Origin of the sequence: Streptomyces sp. SAI-135 (assembly GCF_029893805.1) — a bacterium.
Lineage (GTDB): Bacteria > Actinomycetota > Actinomycetes > Streptomycetales > Streptomycetaceae > Streptomyces.
In genome coordinates this window covers 2,661,467-2,680,755 of the sequence record NZ_JARXYP010000002.1, presented here as the reverse complement: position 1 = coordinate 2,680,755, position 19,289 = coordinate 2,661,467, and the positions used below count along the sequence as shown (strand labels likewise).

The following is a 19,289-nucleotide window of genomic DNA, read 5'->3' as shown; positions in this document are numbered from 1 at the left end:
GTAGCGGTCACTGGGAGAGGGGCGTACATGGGCTGGACGGTCCTCTACATCGCGTTCGGATTCGTCGCGCTGTGGCTGCTCGGCGAGGTGCTGCTGCAGTACAAGGCGCGACTGCGCTGGCGGCTGCTCGCCTTCGTCGGCTTCCTCGGCGTGGTCCTCGGCGTGCTGATCCCGTCGGTGATCGTCATCGGCCTGGGCGCGATCGCCTTCGCGGTCGGCCAGACCTACGTCACCCTGTCGTTCCGCCGTGGCTTCGAGCAGGGCTGGGCGGTCAACCCGCCCGCCGCACTGGGCGGTCTGACCGGCGGCAAGAAGTCCCGCCGGGAGCGCGGCGGCGAGGAGCCCGCTCTGGAGGTCTCCGGCCTGGAGACGGGTGACGCGGCCTACGGCGACGAGACCGGCTACGACCAGGGCCGGCCGGACACCGCCGGATACGGCCAGGACGACTACGACCGCGACGACGTCTTCACCCCCGCGCGCTCGGGCGCCCCCACGGCCGCCGAGAGCACCGCCGTCTACGAACCGCAGCCCCTGCCCGACGACACCGGCTCCTACGGCGTGTACAACGACTCCGGCTACACCGGCGACCAGTCCTACGCCGCCGCGGGCCAGACCCAGGACCAGTACGCGACGGCCGCCGCCGACCAGAGCTACGGCTACGACGGCTACACCGGGTACGACCAGCAGCAGTACGGCTACGACCCGTCCGGACAGCAGCAGTACGCCGCCTACTCCGACCCGTACATCGGCACCCAGACCTACGGCGCGGGTTCCTACGACACCTCCTACGGCGGCCAGCAGCAGTTCGTGCAGCAGGGCTACGACCAGTACGGCGGGTCGTACGGCGGGGAGACCCCGGCCGGCGGGGTGTGGGTGCCTCAGCAGCGCACCGACGAGACCTACGGCGGCGAACTCCCGCAGGAGCAGCAGTACTACCAGGACAACGGCGGCCAGGGGCAGCAGAACCAGGGCCACGGGTACGACGAGCAGTACCGCTTCTGACGCCGGGCGGCTCCCCTCACTGAGAACCGCGGAAGTCCGGTCCCTCCACGATCAGTCCGGCCACCAGCGCCCCCGACATGCCCGCGTGGGCGAGGCCGCCGCCGGGATGCGACCAGCCGCCGGCCGTGAACAGCCCCGGCACCGCCGTGCTGTTGGACGGGTGCAGGGTGCCTTCGCCACCGGCCAGGGAGGGCGGCGGGACGGCTCCGCCCAAGGCGCCCGTCTCCCGCTCGGTGTCCACCGGTGTGCGCACCTCGCGCCACAGGATCCTCTCGGGCAGTCCAGGAACCGCTCGCTCGGCGGCGGCGACCATCCTGTCCGCGAAGGCGTCGACGACCCCCGGAGTGCCCCAGTCGTGCCCGCGGCCGCACGGCACGGTCGCCGTCAGCACCATGGACTCGTGGTCCGCGTCGGGGCGCAAGGCGGGGTCGTCCGGCCGGTCGATCCGGATGGTGGGCTCGGGCGTCCCCCCGTGCCGGAACAGGTCCAGCTCGCCCTCCGGATCGGGGCCGTACACCACCGTGCGGTGCACGGCGCCCGGCTCGCGGGCGCCGCGCAGGGCGAGGCACACCACGACCCGGCCGGGGTGCAGGTCCTCGGCGTCGGGACGGACGTCCTCCGGGCCGTAGAGCTCACGACCCGTCACCAGCCCGCGCAGGCGCCGGGGTCCGGTGCCGACGACCATGTCCGCCTCCACGACGGTTCCGTCGGCCAGCTCCAGGCCCGCCGCGCGACCGTCCTTCTCCACCACGCCCGTCACCTCGGCGCCGAAGTGGAACTCGACCTTGCGCAGGACGCACCGCTCGTACACCGCCCGCGCCAACTCCCGTACGCCGCCTCTGACGTACCAGATCCCGAAGGCGTGCTCCATGTACGGCAGGACGGCCGCGCTGGCCGGCGCGGTGCCGGGATCGACGCCGTACGCGAGCGCGTGGCCGTACAGCAGGGCGGCGAGGCGGGGGTCCCGCAGCTCCCAGGCGCCGATCTCGGCCAGGGTGACGGCGCGTCGGGTCCGCAGCAGCCGCTTGTGCGGCACGGCGGGGTACGGCTCGCGCGCCAGCACCTGCCAGTTGGGCCACAGCGGTTCCTCGAGGAGCGGCCTGCGGGTGCGGTCCCAGGCCTCGCGGGCCCGGATGAGGAAGTCGCCCCAGCGGGCGCCCGCGCCCGTGCCGAGGGCCTCGTCGAGCGCGGCGACCACTCCCGCGCGGGAGGCGTTCGGCAGGGACACCTCGGTGCCGTCCGTGAACACGTGCCGTGACGAGGGGTCGACCTGGACCATGTCGACGACCGACTCCAGCGGCTCCTTGCCGGTCTTGACGAACAGATCGCGGTAGACCGCGGGCAGGGTGAGCAGTCCCGGCCCGGTGTCGAAGGCGAACCCGTCCCGCTCGAACCGGCGCACCGCTCCGCCGTACGTCTCCGTACGCTCGTACACCGCCACCCGGTGGCCCGCGACGGCCAGCCGGGCGGCGGCCGCCATCGCGCCCGTCCCGGCGCCGATCACCGCAATCCGTGCCATGCCTGCGACTTTATCGGCCGCCACTGACAGTTCCGGCCGGTAGGGGTGGTGCCCCGCGCTCTCAGGTGGGTGGTCGTGCCGCCAGTCGTCTCTCCTCCCGGCGCTGGGCCCTGCGTCGGCGGAATCTGCGGATCCGGGAGATCAGGAAGTAGAGCACCGCCAGGCCCGCCACGAGCAGTGCGCCCGCGATGACCGCCGCCGCCTCCGGGTGGAACATCGCGAACGTGACGATGCCGGCCACGCCGAGGTCCTCCGCCAGGCTCACCGCGATGTTGCTGAAGGGCTCCGGGGAGGTGTTGACGGCCATCCTCGTGCCCGCCTTGACGGTGTGGCTCGCCAGCGCCGTCGAACCGCCCACCAGGCCCGCGACGACGTCGTTGAGCGAACCGCTCTGCCCCGCGAGCAGCGCTCCGACCCAGGCGCCGGCGACCGGCCGGACCACGGTGTGCACGGAGTCCCACGCCGAGTCGACGTACGGGATCTTGTCGGCCACCGCCTCGCACAGGAACAACAGGCCCGCGACGACGAGGACCTCGGGGCGCTGCAGGGTCTCGGGGACGTCGTCGCTCAGCCCTGTCGCGCCGAACACGCCGAGCAGCAGCACCACCGCGTAGGCGTTGACGCCGCTGGCCCAGCCGCTGGTGAACACCAGGGGGAGTACGGACACGGACGCGATCGTAACCAGTCGGCCAGAAGCCGTCGTGGGGGTGAGTGCCCAGGACTGAGTATCCGTACCTAGGGGCTGAGATGAGTACGCGCGCGGATGGGCCTCGACCTGCGTGAACGGGAGAGTGGGGGCACGGCGAAGGGGAACGGCTCCGGCACCGGCGACACGGGGCGCCGGAACGGAGCCGCCCCGGATCCGCTCCTTCCGCCGGCCGAGGTCGGCGGGAGCGAGGCACGGGGGAACCCGTAGAGCGGGGGAACGACCGAACGGGGGCCCAACGGGGGAACGGGGGGACGCACGGGGGTACGGGGGAGAAGGCGCCGGTTCGAGGTGGCCCGCGGGGGACGCGGCCACAACGGACCGGCGCTTTCGCACGGCGGCCCGGTGTCAGCCCCTGCGCCCGCTCACCCGCCCCTGCAACAGCCGCGACAGCGCCGCGTGCACGTCGTCCAGGGAGCGCTCGGGCTGGAAGGACTGCCAGTCCAGGGCCGCCACCAGGACCATGCCGACCAGGGCGGAGGCGGTCAGCGGGACATCGATCTCGTCACTGAACTCGCCGTTCTCCACGCCCTCGCGCAGTACGTCCTCCACGACCGCCACGGCCTGCTGACGGACCACCATGAGCGTGGACTGCCAGGCCCTGTTGGTGCGCCACAGCTCGGCCACGTACAGCTGGGTGAAGGCCGGATAGCGGTCGATGAAGACCAGGCCCGCGCGGATCATCGCGTCCAGGGCGTCCACCTTGCCGCCGCCCGCGCGGGCCGTCGCCTCCGCCGCCTCCCTCAGCGAGGCGGTGAGCAGGCCCACACCGTGCCGCAGCAGCTCCTCGAAGAGGACGGACTTGCTCGCGAAGTTGTAGTAGACCGTGCCCTTCGCGACGCCGGCGCGCTCGGCGATCTCGTCGACCGTGGTGGCGGAGAAGCCCTGCTCGGCGATGAGCGTGACGGCCGCCTCGTAGAGCTTCTGCCGGGTGGCCTCGCGGCGTGTGCTGACGCCCGCCGTGGCGCTGGTGCTTTCCATGGTCCTGATTCTCACAGGCGAGGGGGCCCCGGAGGTGGCGGAAGGGCTCACAGGGTCAGCTCCGGGTGCAGCCGGTCCAGCGTCCACACCTGCCGGCGGCGCGCGGCCACGGCGGTCAGGGCGAGGGCCCCCGCGGTGAAGGCGAGCAGGACCACGCACGCGTGCCACACCGGAGTGAGACCGCCGCCCGTGATGAGCCTCCTGAGGGCCTCGACGACGTAGCTCATCGGCAGGAAGGGATGGATCGCGTTGAAGAAGCCCGGGCTGGTCTGGACGGGGTAGGTGCCGCCCGCCGACGTCAGCTGGAGCATCAGAAGGGCGAGGACGAGGATGCGGCCCGCCGCGCCGAAGCGTGCGTTCAGCCACTGGACGATCGCCGCGAAGCAGGCCGTCACCAGGAACAGGAAGCCCACCGTCCCGGCCGCCCGCGTCATCTGGAGGCCGATCGCCCAGTGCAGCACCGACATCAGGGACACGACCTGGAGCACGCCGATCGCCATCACGGGCAGCCATCCCGCCAGCGCGATCCGCCAGGCCGCGGCGCCGGCGGCGAGGGCGCGCCGGTTCATCGGGGTGATGAGCATGTACGCCACCATCGCGCCCACCCACAGGGACAGCGGGATGAAGTACGGGGCGAACCCGGTGCCGTAGTTCGGCGCCTTGTGCAGGTCCTTGGAGACCAGCTGGACCGGGTCGGACATCACGTCGGTGCGCCGGTCGCGGTCCTTCTTGCCGTAGTCGGGGATCTTCGAGGCACCGTCGTGCAGGCCGTCGGAGAGCTTCCCGGAGCCGTCGGCGAGCTTGTACATGCCGCCGCTCAGGGTGTCGGCGCCGGTCTTCAGCCTGCCGACGCCGTGGTCGAGATCCCGCGCGCCGGCGCTCGCCGTGCCGAGACCCGTGTGCAGCGTCCTGGCGCCGGCGGCGACCTGGGCGGCCCCCTGGTTCAGCTTGTTGATCTTCGCCACGGCGTCGTCGAGATCCTCGGAGAGGCGGGGCGCCCGGTCGGCGAGGGTCCGGGCCTGCTGCTGGAGGGTGGCGAGTTGGCCGTCGAGCTTCTTCAGGTCGCCGTTCTGGTCGGCGATCAGCACATTGACGTCGTCGGCGACCTTGGCCACGTCGGCGGCGGCCTGCCGGGCCTTCTTCAGGTCGGCGCAGGCCGCGTCGGGCAGCACCGGGTCCGTGCAGCGCGCCTTGTGGACGGCGTCCAGGGCGTCGGCGGCCTTGTGGGCTCCCGCGGCGGCCGCCGGGGCGGTCCTCACCAGGGTGTCGAGGTTGTGGCGGACGGCGCCGGCCGAGTCGGCGACGAGCCGCGCGGTGTCGCCGATGGACTTCTCGTTGTCGGCGAGGAAGGGGCCCACCTTGTCCGCGACTCCGTTGACCTTGTCGGCGAGGCTCCGAGTGCCGGCGGCGACCTGCTGCGCGCCGTCCGCGAGGTCGCCCGAGCCGGTGTCGAGCTTCGCCAGCCCGTCGGAGAGCTTGCCGCTGCCCGCCTTGGCCTGCTGAAGGCCCGTGGCGAGGTCCTCGGACCCCTTCTCCGCCTTCCCGATGCCGCCCTCCAGGTCGTCGGCCCCGTTCGCGGCCTCCACCGTGGCGCCGTGGATGTCGGAGAAGGAGATGAAGATCCGGTCCAGGAAGGACCGGGACGCCTTGGTGGAGGCGGCCTGGCGCACCTCGGCGAAGACCGTCCGCGAGATCTGCCCGACGATGTAGTTGTTGGAGTCGTTCGTGCGGACCTGGAGCGCGCCGGTCTCGGGGGAGTCGCCCGCGCTGGAGGCGATCCGCCGGCTGAAGTCGGCCGGCATGGTGAGCGACAGGTAGTAGGTGCCGTCCTCGACGCCCTTGCGTGCTTCCGCGTCGTCGACCTCGTGCCAGTCGAAGGTGTCGCTCTCGCGCAGACCCTTGGTGAGGTCGTCGCCCGCGGTCAGCTTCTTCCCGTCGGCGGTGGCCCCCTTGTCGTCGTTCACCAGGGCGACCGGGATGCGGTCCAGGCGGCCGTACGGGTCCCAGAAGGACCACAGGTACAGGGCGCCGTACAGCAGCGGCAGCACCAGCAGGGCCACCAGGGCGGCACGCGGCAGCTTCCCCCTGCCGAAGCGGCGCAGCTCAAGCGCGGCCAGTCTCGGCGAACGCATCGGTCGTCTCCTCACTGGTCTCGTTCGTGTCGGCTTCGGACCGCGTGGACACCCGCACGGCGTCCTCGGGGGCCTCGCTGCACACCGCCAGGACCGTCGTGCCGGCCGCGGCGAGGGACCTGAGCAGCACCCAGGCCTCGGAGCGTTCGGCGTCCGACAGCTTCAGGTCCAGGTCGTCGACGGCGAGCAGCCGCGGCCGGCCGATCAGCGCCAGGGCGATCGACAGCCGCAGGGCCTCCAGGCGCTCCAGATCGCGTACGGCGGTCCGCGCGCCCTTGGGCAGCGCCTCCAGGTCGAGCCCGGCGTCCGCCAGCACGCTGTCGATCCGCAGCCTCGCCTCGAGCCTGCGCTCCTGGCGTGGCCGCAACAGGTCACGCACCGAGTCACCGAACCGGCGTTGCAGCAGCGCCCGTTCCCGCAGGTGCTCCCCGACGGTCAGGGCCGGGTCGAGGTCGGTGACCCCGGCGACGTGCGCCGGCGCGCTGAACCGGCGTACCGCCGCGAGCTGCTTCGGCAGTCGCGCCCCGCCCACGGTGGCCGTCCCCTCGGTGGCCTTCATCCGCCCGGTCAGGGCCAGCAGCAGGCTCGTACGGCCGGTCCCCGAGGGCCCCTCCACGGCGATCAACGCGCCGGGCTCCGCGGTGACGTCGATCCCGCGGAACGCCCAGCCGCGAGGCCCCCGCAGACCGAAACCCCCGGCCGTGACTGCGACTCCGTCCACGGCCACCCCCTGATCTTCTTGAATCGCGAACTTTTTGAACTGACTGGTCAGTGCAAAAAGTAACCCGAACCTTCGATCGAAGCAAAAGCCCAGGTCAGAACGGATTGTCAGTGGCATACCTCACGATGGGCACATACGGCACTCCGTAGCGGGAGATGCCGTCAACCAGACGACAGGAGGTTCGTCATGGCCAGCTACCACGCAGCCGCCGCCCGTCGGCGCCGCGCCACCGGCCCTGCCCCCTCACTGACCGGCCCGGCGAGCGACGTGCACCCCGTGCTGCGCCGGGCGACGGCCCCGCCCGCCGCCCTCGACCTGCTCGCCCAGGCCCGCGCCGGCCTCGACGAGGCCTCGGCCCTGGAGACGCCGAACGAACGCTATGCGACCGCCCACCTCGCCGCCCTGCGCACCGCGGCCGCGGTGCTCGCCGCCCGGGGGCGGCCGGAGCCGACGCCGCGACGCCGCGCCAAGATCCGGAGCGCCTGGGAAGTGCTCCCCGAGATAGCGCCCGAGCTCACCGAGTGGAGTGCGCTGTTCGCCTCCGGGGCCCGGCGTCGCGCCCGGGCCGAGGCGGGCATCCAGGGCGCGGCCAGCCGCCGGGACGCGGACGACCTCATACGCGACGTGGCGATGTTCCTGCGCCTCGTCGAGCGGATGCTGGTGCTCCAGCCGGTCCTGCCGCAGCCACGTCAGGACGCGGAGGGGCCGCAGGAGAGCGGCCACGGCACCGACCGCGACTTCCCGGACGCCGGGTGACCGGCACGCACCGCCACGGGCCACCGGGGCCCGCCAGGGTTTGTCCCGGCCGGCCGGGTCCGGCGGGGTCCACCGGCGTCCGCCCTACGAGACGGGCAGCTGGGCGCGGCACCGGAGTGCCCAGGTGGGGTACCGGAGGCAATAGGGTGGAGGGCGCCTGAAGCCTTCCCTTCCGCGCCGAGGAGTCAACTGTCGTGTCGGACCCGCTGCGACCCCGCGCCTCCCTCCGTACCGCCGTGGTCTGGGAGGTCCTCCAGGACGCCCTCGACCGCCGGGTCAAGGCCACGGGACGCCAGGCGCTGGACGTTCTGGACACCGGAGGCGGCAGCGGCAACTTCGCGGTGCCCGTCGCCCGTCTCGGCCACCAGGTCACCGTCGTCGACCCCAGCCCCAACGCGCTGTTCGCCCTGGAGCGCCGCGCCGCCGAGGCGGGAGTCGCCGACCGGGTCCGTGGCGTCCAGGGAGACGCCCACGGCCTCTTCGACGTGGCCGAGCGCGGCGGCTACGACGCCGTGCTGTGCCACGGCGTCCTGGAGTACGTGGACGACCCCGCGGAGGGCGTGCGCAACGTGGTGGCCGCCCTGCGCCCCGAGGGCGTCCTCAGCCTGCTCGCCGCCGGTCTCGGCGGCGCCGTGCTCGCGCGGGCCCTCGCCGGCCACTTCAAGGAGGCCCGGCAGGCGCTCGGCGACCCGGACGGCCGCTGGGGCGACGGCGACCCCGTACCGCGCCGCTTCAACGCCGACCAGCTCACCGCGCTCGTCGAGGGCGCGGGCCTCACCGTCAGCGCCGTGCATGGCGTGCGGGTCTTCGCCGACCTCGTCCCCGGAGTGCTCGTGGACACCGAGCCCGGCGCCCTGGAAGCCCTGCTGAAGCTGGAGGAGGCGGCGGCCGAGCTCCCCGCCTTCCACTCCGTGGCCACACAGCTCCATGTGCTCGGTGAGACGCGAGAGGCCGCCGGGGCCTGAGTCGCCCTCTGCGCCGGAGTGCTGATCAGGTACTTGATGGCGCATGGAGTACGCCACAGGCCCCCCGATCCCGCGCTCAGCGCCGTATGATCGAGGGAGACCGCCCGGCATGACGGGACGGCCGCTGGGGAATGCAAGATTCAGCAGCCGGAGCGTTCATGGCGGAATCCGGTTGGCCAATTGGCGCAGAGGGGCGGGTTTCACGGGGGCGATTCCCTGCCTATCCTGAAGGGACCCCCCGGGTCGCCCCGGCGACTGCACGATGAGGAGGACTCCGTGCCGCTCTCGGAGCACGAGCAGCGCATGCTCGAGCAGATGGAGCGAGCGCTGTACGCCGAAGATCCCAAGTTCGCGTCGGCGCTCGAGGGAAGCGGGCTGCGTACGTACACCCGGCGGCGGGTCTACCAGGCGGTCGCCGGCTTCCTCGTGGGTATCGCGCTCCTCATGGCCGGTATGGTCGCCAAGCAGGTGTGGCTCAGCGTGGTGGGCTTCCTCGTCATGCTGGGATGCGCGGTGCTCGCCGTGACCGGCTGGCGCAAGGCTCCCAAGCCGGGCGAGCAGCCCGCCGCAGGTGCCCCGCACGCTCGCCGCCAGGGACGCCAGAAGCGCTCGATGATGGACCGGATCGAGCAGCGCTGGCAGCGGCGCCGCGACGAGCAGGGCGGCCAGTAGCAGGCCCGGCACAGCGGTCGTCACCAGCGGCTCTCACAGATGTTCTGAGGGGGTGAGCACCCGGTCGGGTGCTCACCCCCTCACGCATGTCCTCCATCCGCCACCGCCCGCCGGGGCGGCGCTTCTCAGCCTTCCTGACCGGACGGTTTGCGCAGGGTCGGCCGGGCCGCAGCCACGCGCGTCCTGATCCCGGCCCACCCTTCCGAGACAGCCCACACCAGCCTCGCGGTGGAACGCGGGGCGATCAGCGCACGGGCCCGCGTGCCCCGGCTGACCGAGCCGCGCAGTCCGGCGATCACCCGGTGGACGTCCTGCGCGAGGCCGGCCGTCAGCCGGGGCCGCGGGGCGTAGAGCACCTGCTCCACTGCGTCCGCCACCCGGTGCACCGAGGCCGCGGCCGTCGCGTCGAGATGCCCGAGCCGCACGATCCGCGCGGCCGCCATGCGCGGTGTCTGCGAGTCGTCCGGCAGGATCCCGAAGTCCCACGCCGTGTCGGTCAGCTCCTGCCAGGCCGCCAGGGTGTGCGCGGCGGCGCCGGCGTCACTGCGGCCGTGGCCGCCCAGACGTACCGAACGCGTGCGCAGCCGCAGCAGCATCGGCGCCGAGGGGATCAGGAGCACGAGCAGCCCGGCGAACACCCAGAACAGCAGCTTCAGGTACCACCACTGGCCCTGCACGGTCCACCACGGGCCGCCGCCGCCCTTGGCCGCCGCGGCCGCCGGGGACGCGCTGTCGCAGGCCTCCAGCTTCCGCAGCTGGGCCGAGCAGCTCTCGCTCGCCGACGGGGAGGCCGACGGCGCCGTGGACGAGCCCGCGGACGGCCGCGCCACACCGGGATCCACGCTGCCGGTGGCGTCCGGGACGGTGTAGGGCGGCACCGTGCCCCGGGTCGGGGTGGGCTCGAAGCGGGTCCATCCCACGCCCTCGAAGTACAGCTCCGGCCAGGCATGGGCGTCCTTGAGCCCCACCGACACCGTGCCGTCCGCCTGCGGGGTGCCGGGTGCGAAGCCCACCGCGACCCGGGCCGGAATGCCCAGGGAGCGGGCCATCGCCGCCATGGCGAAGGAGAAGTGGACGCAGAAGCCCTGCTTGTCCCGCAGGAAGTTGGCGATCGCGTTGGGCCCGTCGCCGACCTCCACCTCGGTGTCGTACTCGAAGCCGCCGTTCACCGCGAAGTAGTCCTGGAGGTCGACCGCCTGCTCGTAGGGGTTCTTGGCGCCCCCGGTGACCTCGCGGGCGGTCTTGGCCACCACCCCGGGCAGCGAGTCGGGCAGCTCGGTGTACTCGCGCTCGATGGCCGGCGGGGCGGCCGGCGCCGCGGCGAGCTGCTCGGCCGTCGGCTCCACGTCCAGGCTCTTCACGTCGTACGTCAGCCCGCGCGTGTTCTGCCCGTGGTCGCCGACGAGCGCCATGCCCTCGGGCTCGTAGCGCCAGTTGCCGCGGACCTGGACACCACTGGGCGGGTAGGGCATCGGCAGATAGCTCTGCTCGTACCAGTTCGCCGCTGAGATGGTCGTCTCGATCTCCGTGCGCTTGACGTCGGAGCCGAGGCCGATGGGGGTGGGGAAGTCCTTCGGCACGGCGCCGATGGACCGCTTGGAGGGCTTCCAGGTCCGGCCGTCGAAGTCGTCCAGGGAGACGATCCGCAGATACAGGCTGGAGGTGTCGTTGCTCTGCGTCCGTACGGACAGGACCTGGCGGTCCTCGTCCACGTTCAGGCTGTCGCGGAGCGAGAGCAGCGGGTTCACCGCGGAGATCGTGCCGCCGCTGCCGTTCCCCGCGCCCACGCCCGCCCCGGTGGCGTCCAAGAGGCCGCCGTTCATCGAGGGCAGGGTGGCCGACACCACCAGCGCGATGCCGAGGCTCGCCACGCCGATCCGCCGGCCGGTGCGCACCGGCGCCACCGGCCCGGAGTCGGCGCCCGGCGAGCGTGGCCCCCCGCCGAAGACACGTCCCCACTGCGACAGCCGGTCGCGCCCCTCGGCCAGGAGCAGCAGCAGATAGCCGATCGCCGCGACCAGGAACCAGAACCAGTCGCCGTGGCCCTCGGACAGCCCCGCGGCGACGGAGTACAGCGCGAGCAGCGGCAGGCCCGCCGGGGCCGCGCTGCGGAAGGTCACCGCGAGGGTGTCCACCACCAGTCCGACGATCAGGACCCCGCCGAAGACCATCAGCTTGATGCCCTCGGAGGCCAGCGGCGCCGGGATCGCGTACCGCGCGATGTCGTCGCCGCCCTGCTGGAGCAGGTCCCCGAAGTGCACGACGGCGTCCGGACCGGGGATCAGCCCCAGGAACGCCTGCTCGCGGGCGAAGATCAGGGTCAGCATGACCAGCGTGACGAGCGCCTGGGCCGCCACCGTCAGCGGACGGGCCAGCGGAATCCGCCTGGTCGCCGCGCCCACGACCGTCTGCACCCCGAGCAGGAAGGCGGCCTGCACGATCCAGGTGACCGGCTCGACCAGCGGCAGCAGGGCGCACGCGGCCATCAGCGTGGCCGCCCACGCGCACAGCGCCAGTCGTCCCCGCCCGCTCATCACGATGCCTCCCCGGCGCCGGCCGTACCGACGCCCGTGCGCTCGCGGTCCGCGAGACGCCACAGCGCCTCCAGCGAGGCGCCCCGCGGCACGCCCAGTGCCGTCCAGCCCGCCTCGCGCAGCATCCGCAGCCGCTCCTCGCGCTCCTCCAACGGCCGGGACACCTCGGAGGGTTCCCGCACCCAGCGCTCGCTGTCGAGCACGAACGCGAGCGCGCCGCCGCTGCGCCGCCGCATCTTGGCGACCACCGCGGCCTGCTCCTCGTCCAAGTCGCCGAAGAAGGCCACCAGCAGTCCCTCGTTCCCGCGGCGCAGCACCTCGTAGGCGCGCGACAGGCCCGTGCCGTCGGAGTGGTCGATCACCGCGAGCGTGTCCATCATCAGCCCGGCGGCGTCCGCCGTGCCCTGGCTCGTGCCCGCGAAGCCGTCGGCTCCCTCACCGGGCACGGAGTTGCCGGTGTCCGTCAGCAGCCTCACGGAAAAGCCCCGTTCGAGCATGTGGACCAGGACGGAGGCGGCCCCCGAGACGGCCCACTCGAAGGCCGAGTCCGGGCCCGCGCCCGCGAAGGCGAGACCCCGGGTGTCCAGAAGGACTGTGCAGCGGGCGCGCTGGGGCTGCTCCTCGCGGCGGACCATCAGCTCGCCGTAGCGGGCGGTGGAGCGCCAGTGGACCCGGCGCAGGTCGTCGCCGTAGCGGTAGCCGCGCGGGATCACGTCGTCCTCGCCGGCCAGGGCCAGCGAGCGCTGCCGTCCGTCGCCGTACCCCTTGGCCTCGCCGCTCAGCCGCACCGGCGGCAGCGCTTCCACATGCGGGATCACGGTCAGGGTGTCGTACGTCGAGAAGGAGCGGGTCAGCTCGCACATGCCGAACGGGTCGGTCAGGCGCAGCTGGAGCGGGCCCAGCGGGTAGCGGCCGCGCAGGTCGGAGCGGACCCGGTAGGAGACCTCGCGGCGGCCGCCCGGCTCGACGCGGTCGAGCACGAAGCGGGGGCGCGGGCCGAGGACGTAGGGGACCCGGTCCTGGAGCATCAGCAGGCCGGTGGGCAGCCGGGAGACGTTGTCCATGCGCAGATGGACCCGGGCCTCGCTGCCGGCAGGAACGCGCGCGGGGGAGAGCCTGCGGCTGCCCGCGACCCGGTAGCGGGTGCGGTAGAGCACGGTGGCGCAGACCAGGGGCAGCACGGCGAGCAGCAGTCCGACCCGCAGCAGGTCGCTCTGGCCGAGGACGTAGGCGCAGACGGCCGCGGCGATGCCAGCCGCGAAGAAGGAGCGGCCGCGGGTGGTCAGACCGGCCAGTGCCGTGCGCACCCCGCCCTTGTCGCCCCGATCGGCCTCGGGGCCGCCGGCCGAGGGCACCCCGGTGGACATCACAGGCTCCGCGGCGGCTGCTGCGGATACGCGGGCGCGGTACGGCCGATCCCGCCGATCCCGCCCTGCTGGGGCGCGGCGGGGACCGGGGTGCGCTGGAGGATCTCCTGCACGACCTGCTCCGCGGTGCGCCGGTTCAGCTGGGCCTGGGCGGTGGGCAGCAGACGGTGGGCGAGGACGGCCACGGCGAGCGCCTGCACGTCGTCCGGCAGCGCGAACTCGCGGCCGGAGAGGGCGGCGGAGGCCTTGGCGGCGCGCAGCAGGTGCAGCGTCGCGCGCGGGGAGGCGCCGAGTCTGAGATCGGGGTGGGTGCGCGTGGCGGAGACCAGGTCGACGGCGTACCGCCGGACCGTTTCGGCGACGTGGACGCCGCGGACTGCCTCGATGAGCTTCACGACGTCGTGCGCGTGGGCCACTGGCTGAAGGTCCTCCAGGGGGCTCACCCCGCCGTGGACGTCGAGCATCTGCAGCTCCGCCTCGACGCTGGGGTAGCCCACCGAGACCCGGGCCATGAAACGGTCGCGCTGTGCCTCGGGCAGCGGGTAGGTGCCCTCCATCTCGACCGGGTTCTGCGTGGCGACCACCATGAAGGGGCTGGGCAGCTCGTAGGTCTGTCCGTCGATGGTGACCTGGCGCTCCTCCATCGACTCCAGGAGCGCCGACTGGGTCTTCGGCGAGGCACGGTTGATCTCGTCGCCGATCACGATCTGGGCGAAGATCGCGCCCGGTTTGAACTCGAAGTCCCGGCGCTGCTGGTCCCAGATGGACACGCCCGTGATGTCCGAGGGCAGCAGGTCGGGTGTGAACTGGATGCGGCGCACCGAGCAGTCGATGGACCGCGCCAGCGCCTTGGCCAGCATGGTCTTGCCGACGCCGGGGACATCCTCGATCAGAAGATGCCCCTCGGCGAGCAGCACGGTCAGCGAAAGCCGTACGACCTCGGGCTTCCCCTCGATCACGCCCTCCACCGAACTGCGTACCCGCTCGACAACGGCGGTCAGATCAGTGAGGCTCGCTCGATCGTCATAGGTGGTCACCCGGCCCTCCTCGGCCCGAAACTTTCCGGGCCGACGCTCTGTGATGCGTAACCGGCCCACCCCGAATCACGGACACCACGCGTGAGAAGTTCCGCGTGACGCCACACCCGCATTCTTGCTGCCGTTACCGATTCGTGTCACTCGACTGTGGACAACTGGCTGCACTATGTCGGGTCTTGCGGTGGTTTGGGCGCCCTGAGGGCTGAAATCAACAGCGAAACGACAGCTACGGCGACCCTTACGCGGGGTCGATCTCCCGCAGCAGACCCGTCTTCACGTCGAACACGAACCCGCGGACGTCGTCGGTGTGCAGCAGGAACGGCGAGGTGCGCACCCGCTGCATGGACTGCCGTACGTCCTGGTCGACGTCACGGAAGGCCTCCACGGCCCACGCGGGACGCTGGCCGACCTCCATCTCCAGCTCGTTGCGGAAGTCCTCGGTGATCGCCTCCAGACCGCAGCCCGTGTGGTGGATGAGCACGATGCTGCGCGTGCCGAGCTTGCGCTGGCTGATGGTGAGCGAGCGGATCACGTCGTCGGTGACCACGCCGCCCGCGTTGCGGATGGTGTGGCAGTCGCCGAGCTCCAGGCCGAGCGCGGCGTGCAGGTCGAGACGGGCGTCCATGCAGGCCACGACGGCGACGTGCAGGACCGGGCGGGCGTCCATGCCGGGGTCGGTGAACGCGGCGGCGTACCGCTCGTTGGCGTTGACCAGACGGTCGGTCACACCGCCGTCGCGGGATATGGCGCCTTCGGTGGGAACGGATGCGGAAGTCGTCATAACCATGACGGTACTGGTCACCGCCGTCGTGGTCCTGCGGTGAGAAGGGAAAAAGAGCGTCATCACGCCTTCTGTGTGAGGTACCCCACAAGAGGTCCGGGTGCGCCCGAACGGGTGTTTTCCGTCCTTTTCGAGCGTCGAGTTCGCGCCGGTGCGCGACGCGCAGGCCGGTTGATTGACCGCGAGACACCGTGGACTAAAGTGACGCGAAGCGGGAGGCGAGGCTTCCCTGCTGACATTTCCCGGAGGCCCCGGCTCGCGCTCGGACGGTCTCCCCACGTGCGCGGCGCGTACGTACGGCTCGGCCTCCTCCCGCTCCCGGTCGGCTGACGCTTTCGGCGCCGGCAGGCCTCCCCTTCATGAGCGGGCGGGGACCCGGCGGTGCGTACGGCCCGCGCCGGACCTGAGAGGGCCCCTTGAGCCAGAGTCGACACGTCCCGGTGATGCTCCAGCGGTGCCTGGACCTGTTGGCCCCCGCGCTGGAGCGGCCCGGGTCGGTGGTCGTCGACTGCACGCTCGGGCTCGGCGGCCACAGCGAGGCCCTCCTCCGGCGCTTCCCCGAGGCCCGGCTCGTCGCCCTGGACCGCGACAAGGAGGCCCTGCGCCTGTCCGGCGAGCGGCTCGCCCCCTTCGGCGAGCGCGCCACCCTGGTCCACGCGGTCTACGACGAGCTCCCCGACGTCCTCGACCGGCTCGGCATCGCGCGCGTGCAGGGCGTCCTGTTCGACCTCGGCGTCTCCTCCATGCAGCTCGACGAGGCCGACCGGGGCTTCGCCTACGCCCAGGACGCGCCGCTCGACATGCGCATGGACCAGACGACCGGCATGAGCGCGGCAGAGGTCCTCAACACCTACCCGGCGGGCGAACTCGTCCGGATCCTCCGGGCCTACGGCGAGGAGAAGCAGGCCAAGCGGATCGTGTCCGCGATCGTGCGCGAGCGCGACAAGGAGCCGTTCACGAACAGCGCGCGGCTCGTCGAGCTGATCCGGGACTCCCTGCCGCAGGCCGCCAAGCGCACCGGCGGCAACCCGGCCAAGCGCACCTTCCAGGCCCTGCGCATCGAGGTCAACGGCGAGCTCTCCGTCCTGGAACGGGCGATCCCGGCCGCGGTGGAGGCACTCGCGGTGGGCGGCCGGATCGTGGTGCTGTCGTACCACTCGCTGGAGGACCGCCTGGTCAAGCAGGTCTTCGCGGCCGGCGCCGCCAACACCGCCCCGCCCGGGCTGCCCGTCGTCCCCGAGCAGTACCAGCCCCGGCTCAAGCTGCTCACGCGCGGTGCCGAACTTCCCACCGAGGAAGAGATCGCCGAGAACCGGCGGGCCGCACCGGCGCGTTGCAGGGGCGCCGAGCGCATCAGGGAGTCCATCGAGTGAAGTGTGAAGTGCCTGAGCCGCGTCAGAGGGCTGGGAAACCGGACTCACTGGAGGGTGTGTGAGCAGGAAACCCGAACTGAGAGGGCGGGCAGCCCGTCTCGCGCGTCTCCTCCCCGGCACGGCGAGCCCCGGACAGGCGGCCCGCACCCCCTTCGTGCTCCTCGTGGTCCTCCTCCTCGGCGGCGGCCTCATCGGGCTGCTGGTGCTGAACTCGGCGCTGAGCGAAGGGTCGTTCAAGCTCACCGACCTCCAGAAGGACACCAAGAGCCTCACCGACGAGCAGCAGGCCCTGCAGCGGGACATCGACGCCTACTCCGCCCCCGACGCCCTGGTGCGCCGCGCCCGCGAACTCGGCATGGTGCCCGGCGGCGACCCGGCCTTCCTCGACCCCGACGGCACCGTCAAGGGCGTCCCGTCCCCCGCGGGCGAGGCCGAACCGCTCTCCTACCGGATGCCGCTCGTCCTCGCGCCCGAGGTGATCGACGGCGCGGCCGCCGCGACACCCCCGGCCGACCCCACCCCGGCCCAGACCGTCGGCCAGGCCCCCGCGGACGTCGTACCGGCCCCCGAGACCGTCGTACCGGCTCCCGGGACCGCCCCCGCGGACGTCCCGCTCCCCACAACCCCGACCCCCGGCAGGTGACGGAAGTGTCCGACGACTTCGGCAGGCAACCACCGCGCCGCCGGGTGCCGGGACCCGCGCACCCCGAGCGCTCCGCCCGCCCCGTGGGCCGTCCGCGTCCGGGCCCCGGCGCCCGCCCGGCCCGCCGCCCGTCCGCGCCCCGCCAGGCGGCCCCCAAGACCATCCGCCTGGGCAGCCCCCGCCCCCGGCTGCGCCTGGTCGGCCTCGCGCTGACGCTGGTGTTGGCCGCCTTCGTCGTACGGCTGCTCCAGGTGCAGGCCGTCGACGCGAGCACGTACGCCGCCAAGGCCGAGCAGAACCGGTACGTCGGCTACACGCTCGCCGCCGAGCGCGGCGGGATCACCGACCGCGACGGCGTGGCCCTCGCGACCAGCGAGGACGCCTACGACATCACGGCCGACCCCACGCTCTTCACGCGCAAGCAGCTCAAGATCGACGACGGTCCCGAGCAGGCCGCCGCCCTGCTCGCCCCGATCCTGGGGCAGGAGCAGGAGGCGATCGTCAAGAAGCTGCGGCCCAAGGACAAGAAGCTCCGTTACGTCCTGCTCGCCAACCGGCAGACCCCGCAGGTCTGGAAGCAGATCAAGGACCTGAAGTCCGCGCTCGCCACCAAGAGCGAGACCGACCCGGGCACGGCCAACGTCCTCGCCGGGGTCCTGTCCGTGCCGACGACCAAGCGGGTGTACCCGAACGGCGACCTCGCCGCCGGGATACTGGGCTGGGTCAACGCCGACGGCAAGGGCGGCGGCGGTGTCGAGCAGCAGCTGAACTCCCTGCTGGCCGGCAAGGACGGCAAGGTCCGCTACGCCCAGTCCGGTGGCCGCCAGGTGCCCACCGTGGGCTCCACCGAGACCCCCGCGGTGCCCGGCAGCGACGTCGAGCTCACCATCGACCGCGACATCCAGTGGGCCGCCCAGCAGGCCATCACCGACCAGGTGAAGAAGTCCAAGGCGGACCGCGGGTACGTGATAGTGCAGGACACACGGACCGGCCAGGTCCTCGCCATGGCCAACTCGCCCGGCTTCGACCCCAACGACCTGTCCAGGGCGAGCTCGGTGAACATGGGCAACGCGGCCCTCCAGGACGCCTACGAGCCGGGCTCCACCGCCAAGATCATGTCGATGGCGGCCGTACTGGAACAGGGCGTCGCCACCCCGCTCACGCATGTGATCGTGCCCAACCGGCTGCACCGCGGCGACCGGCTCTTCAAGGACGACATCGACCACGAGACCTGGTACCTCACGCTCAACGGCGTGCTCGCCAAGTCCAGCAACATCGGCACCATCCTCGCGACCGGCCAGCTCGGCAAGACGCAGGCGCAGGCCAACCAGGTCCTCTACTCCTACCTGCGCAAGTTCGGCCTCGGCCGGTACTCCGGGCTCGACTTCCCGGGCGAGACCCCGGGCATCCTCGCCAAGCCCGCGGACTGGTCGACCTCGCAGCAGTACACGATCCCTTTCGGCCAGGGCGTGTCCCTCAACGCCATGCAGGCCGCGTCCGTCTACTCGACCATCGCCAACGGCGGTGTCCGTATCGAACCCACGCTCGTGCGCGGCACCAAGGGGCCCGACGGACGCTTCACGCCGGCCGCGAAGCCAAAGGAGACAAGGGTCGTCAGCGCCAAGACGGCCAGGACGCTGGCCCAGATGCTGGAATCCGTCGTGGACGACCAGGAGGGCACCGGCACCAAGGCGCGCATCCCCGGCTACCGGGTCGCGGGCAAGACGGGCACCGCCAACCGCGTGGATCCGGCCACCGGCATGTACAAGGGCTACACCTCGTCGTTCGCCGGCTTCGCGCCGGCCGACAAGCCGCGGATCACCGTCTACTGCGCCATCCAGAACGCCACCAGCGGCAGCTATTTCGGCGGCCAGATCTGCGGACCCGTCTACAAGCAGGTCATGGAGTTCGCGCTGAAGACCCTCCAGGTCCCGCCCACCGGGGCGAAGGCGGCGAAGCTGCCCGTGACCTACACGCCCTGACCGGCAGGGCACAAGCACCGCGTCAGCACCCTGCCAGTACCTCGGAAAGGCCACCAGGAACCACCTCGTGACGACGATCACCTCCGATCCCGGCAACCAGGGCGTGCCCCGCCCCTCG

The 19,289-nt window shown here is 72.4% G+C and carries 16 protein-coding genes; 7 read left to right on the top strand and 9 right to left on the bottom strand.

Going from position 1 to position 19,289, the window contains the following annotated elements; genetic code table 11:
- The first annotated feature begins 27 nt into the window (after positions 1–27).
- Positions 28–1,002 (top strand): hypothetical protein, encoded by a 975-nt coding sequence (locus tag M2163_RS16610; protein WP_280894327.1) that lies wholly within the window; start codon positions 28–30, stop codon positions 1,000–1,002.
- A gap of 16 nt (positions 1,003–1,018) precedes the next feature.
- Here the strand turns inward: M2163_RS16610 and M2163_RS16605 are convergent, their stop codons facing one another.
- From M2163_RS16605 to M2163_RS16585, 5 genes are all read right to left on the bottom strand, one after another.
- Positions 1,019–2,521 (bottom strand): NAD(P)/FAD-dependent oxidoreductase, encoded by a 1,503-nt coding sequence (locus M2163_RS16605; RefSeq protein WP_280894326.1) that lies wholly within the window; start codon positions 2,519–2,521, stop codon positions 1,019–1,021.
- A 61-nt stretch (positions 2,522–2,582) separates the two neighbouring features.
- Entirely contained in the window at positions 2,583–3,188 is a 606-nt protein-coding gene (locus tag M2163_RS16600; protein ID WP_280852005.1) for a DUF4126 domain-containing protein, read from the bottom strand.
- Positions 3,189–3,575: 387 nt separating this feature from the next.
- Positions 3,576–4,208 carry a TetR/AcrR family transcriptional regulator gene (locus M2163_RS16595; protein ID WP_280894325.1) on the bottom strand — a complete coding sequence of 211 codons (633 nt, stop codon included), beginning with the start codon at positions 4,206–4,208 and terminating at the stop codon, positions 3,576–3,578.
- 47 nt (positions 4,209–4,255) lie between these two features.
- Positions 4,256–6,340: a YhgE/Pip domain-containing protein gene (locus tag M2163_RS16590; RefSeq protein WP_280894324.1), complete on the bottom strand. Its 2,085-nt coding sequence runs from the start codon at positions 6,338–6,340 to the stop codon at positions 4,256–4,258.
- The gene (locus M2163_RS16585; protein ID WP_280894323.1) at positions 6,312–7,067 is read right to left on the bottom strand and encodes an ATP-binding cassette domain-containing protein; all 756 of its coding nucleotides are present in this window, start codon (positions 7,065–7,067) and stop codon (positions 6,312–6,314) included. The genes M2163_RS16590 and M2163_RS16585 overlap by 29 nt, the downstream gene beginning before the upstream one ends.
- A 180-nt stretch (positions 7,068–7,247) precedes the next feature.
- On the opposite strand from M2163_RS16585, the gene M2163_RS16580 reads away from it, so the two are divergent.
- From M2163_RS16580 to M2163_RS16570, 3 genes are all read left to right on the top strand, one after another.
- The gene (locus tag M2163_RS16580; protein WP_280852009.1) at positions 7,248–7,817 is read left to right on the top strand and encodes an SAV_6107 family HEPN domain-containing protein; all 570 of its coding nucleotides are present in this window, start codon (positions 7,248–7,250) and stop codon (positions 7,815–7,817) included.
- 194 nt (positions 7,818–8,011) lie between these two features.
- Positions 8,012–8,782, top strand: coding sequence for a methyltransferase (locus M2163_RS16575; RefSeq protein WP_280894322.1), 771 nt, complete (start codon positions 8,012–8,014; stop codon positions 8,780–8,782).
- Positions 8,783–9,058: 276 nt separating this feature from the next.
- Positions 9,059–9,454, top strand: coding sequence for a DUF3040 domain-containing protein (locus M2163_RS16570; protein ID WP_057618523.1), 396 nt, complete (start codon positions 9,059–9,061; stop codon positions 9,452–9,454).
- A 125-nt stretch (positions 9,455–9,579) separates the two neighbouring features.
- Here M2163_RS16570 and M2163_RS16565 read toward each other — a convergent pair whose 3' ends face one another.
- The 4 genes from M2163_RS16565 to M2163_RS16550 all read right to left on the bottom strand — a co-directional run bounded on the left by M2163_RS16565 (position 9,580) and on the right by M2163_RS16550 (position 15,173).
- Positions 9,580–11,988: a DUF3488 and transglutaminase-like domain-containing protein gene (locus M2163_RS16565; RefSeq protein WP_280852011.1), complete on the bottom strand. Its 2,409-nt coding sequence runs from the start codon at positions 11,986–11,988 to the stop codon at positions 9,580–9,582.
- The gene (locus M2163_RS16560; protein ID WP_280852012.1) at positions 11,988–13,355 is read right to left on the bottom strand and encodes a DUF58 domain-containing protein; all 1,368 of its coding nucleotides are present in this window, start codon (positions 13,353–13,355) and stop codon (positions 11,988–11,990) included. The genes M2163_RS16565 and M2163_RS16560 overlap by 1 nt, the downstream gene beginning before the upstream one ends.
- Positions 13,355–14,392, bottom strand: coding sequence for a MoxR family ATPase (locus M2163_RS16555; protein ID WP_280894321.1), 1,038 nt, complete (start codon positions 14,390–14,392; stop codon positions 13,355–13,357). The genes M2163_RS16560 and M2163_RS16555 overlap by 1 nt, the downstream gene beginning before the upstream one ends.
- Positions 14,393–14,630: 238 nt before the next feature.
- Positions 14,631–15,173: a carbonic anhydrase gene (locus M2163_RS16550; RefSeq protein WP_280852014.1), complete on the bottom strand. Its 543-nt coding sequence runs from the start codon at positions 15,171–15,173 to the stop codon at positions 14,631–14,633.
- A gap of 416 nt (positions 15,174–15,589) precedes the next feature.
- Between M2163_RS16550 and rsmH the strand changes: the two genes are divergently transcribed.
- Genes rsmH through M2163_RS16535 form a run of 3 tightly spaced genes read left to right on the top strand, consistent with a single transcriptional unit; the run spans position 15,590 to position 19,171 of the window.
- Positions 15,590–16,546 (top strand): 16S rRNA (cytosine(1402)-N(4))-methyltransferase RsmH, encoded by a 957-nt coding sequence (rsmH, locus tag M2163_RS16545; protein WP_280852015.1) that lies wholly within the window; start codon positions 15,590–15,592, stop codon positions 16,544–16,546.
- A gap of 58 nt (positions 16,547–16,604) precedes the next feature.
- Entirely contained in the window at positions 16,605–17,189 is a 585-nt protein-coding gene (locus M2163_RS16540; RefSeq protein WP_280852016.1) for a hypothetical protein, read from the top strand.
- Between the two features lie 5 nt (positions 17,190–17,194).
- Positions 17,195–19,171 (top strand): penicillin-binding protein 2, encoded by a 1,977-nt coding sequence (locus tag M2163_RS16535; RefSeq protein WP_280894320.1) that lies wholly within the window; start codon positions 17,195–17,197, stop codon positions 19,169–19,171.
- The last annotated feature ends 118 nt before the right edge of the window (positions 19,172–19,289 follow it).

What these genes read in the sequence shown, in the direction of transcription:
- M2163_RS16610 (WP_280894327.1), top strand. Translation starts at nt 28, where the DNA reads ATGGGCTGGACGGTCCTCTACATCGCGTTCGGATTCGTCGCGCTGTGG.
- M2163_RS16605 (WP_280894326.1), bottom strand. Translation starts at nt 2,521, where the DNA reads ATGGCACGGATTGCGGTGATCGGCGCCGGGACGGGCGCGATGGCGGCC.
- M2163_RS16595 (WP_280894325.1), bottom strand. Translation starts at nt 4,208, where the DNA reads ATGGAAAGCACCAGCGCCACGGCGGGCGTCAGCACACGCCGCGAGGCC.
- M2163_RS16590 (WP_280894324.1), bottom strand. Translation starts at nt 6,340, where the DNA reads ATGCGTTCGCCGAGACTGGCCGCGCTTGAGCTGCGCCGCTTCGGCAGG.
- M2163_RS16580 (WP_280852009.1), top strand. Translation starts at nt 7,248, where the DNA reads ATGGCCAGCTACCACGCAGCCGCCGCCCGTCGGCGCCGCGCCACCGGC.
- M2163_RS16565 (WP_280852011.1), bottom strand. Translation starts at nt 11,988, where the DNA reads ATGAGCGGGCGGGGACGACTGGCGCTGTGCGCGTGGGCGGCCACGCTG.
- M2163_RS16560 (WP_280852012.1), bottom strand. Translation starts at nt 13,355, where the DNA reads ATGTCCACCGGGGTGCCCTCGGCCGGCGGCCCCGAGGCCGATCGGGGC.
- M2163_RS16550 (WP_280852014.1), bottom strand. Translation starts at nt 15,173, where the DNA reads ATGACGACTTCCGCATCCGTTCCCACCGAAGGCGCCATATCCCGCGAC.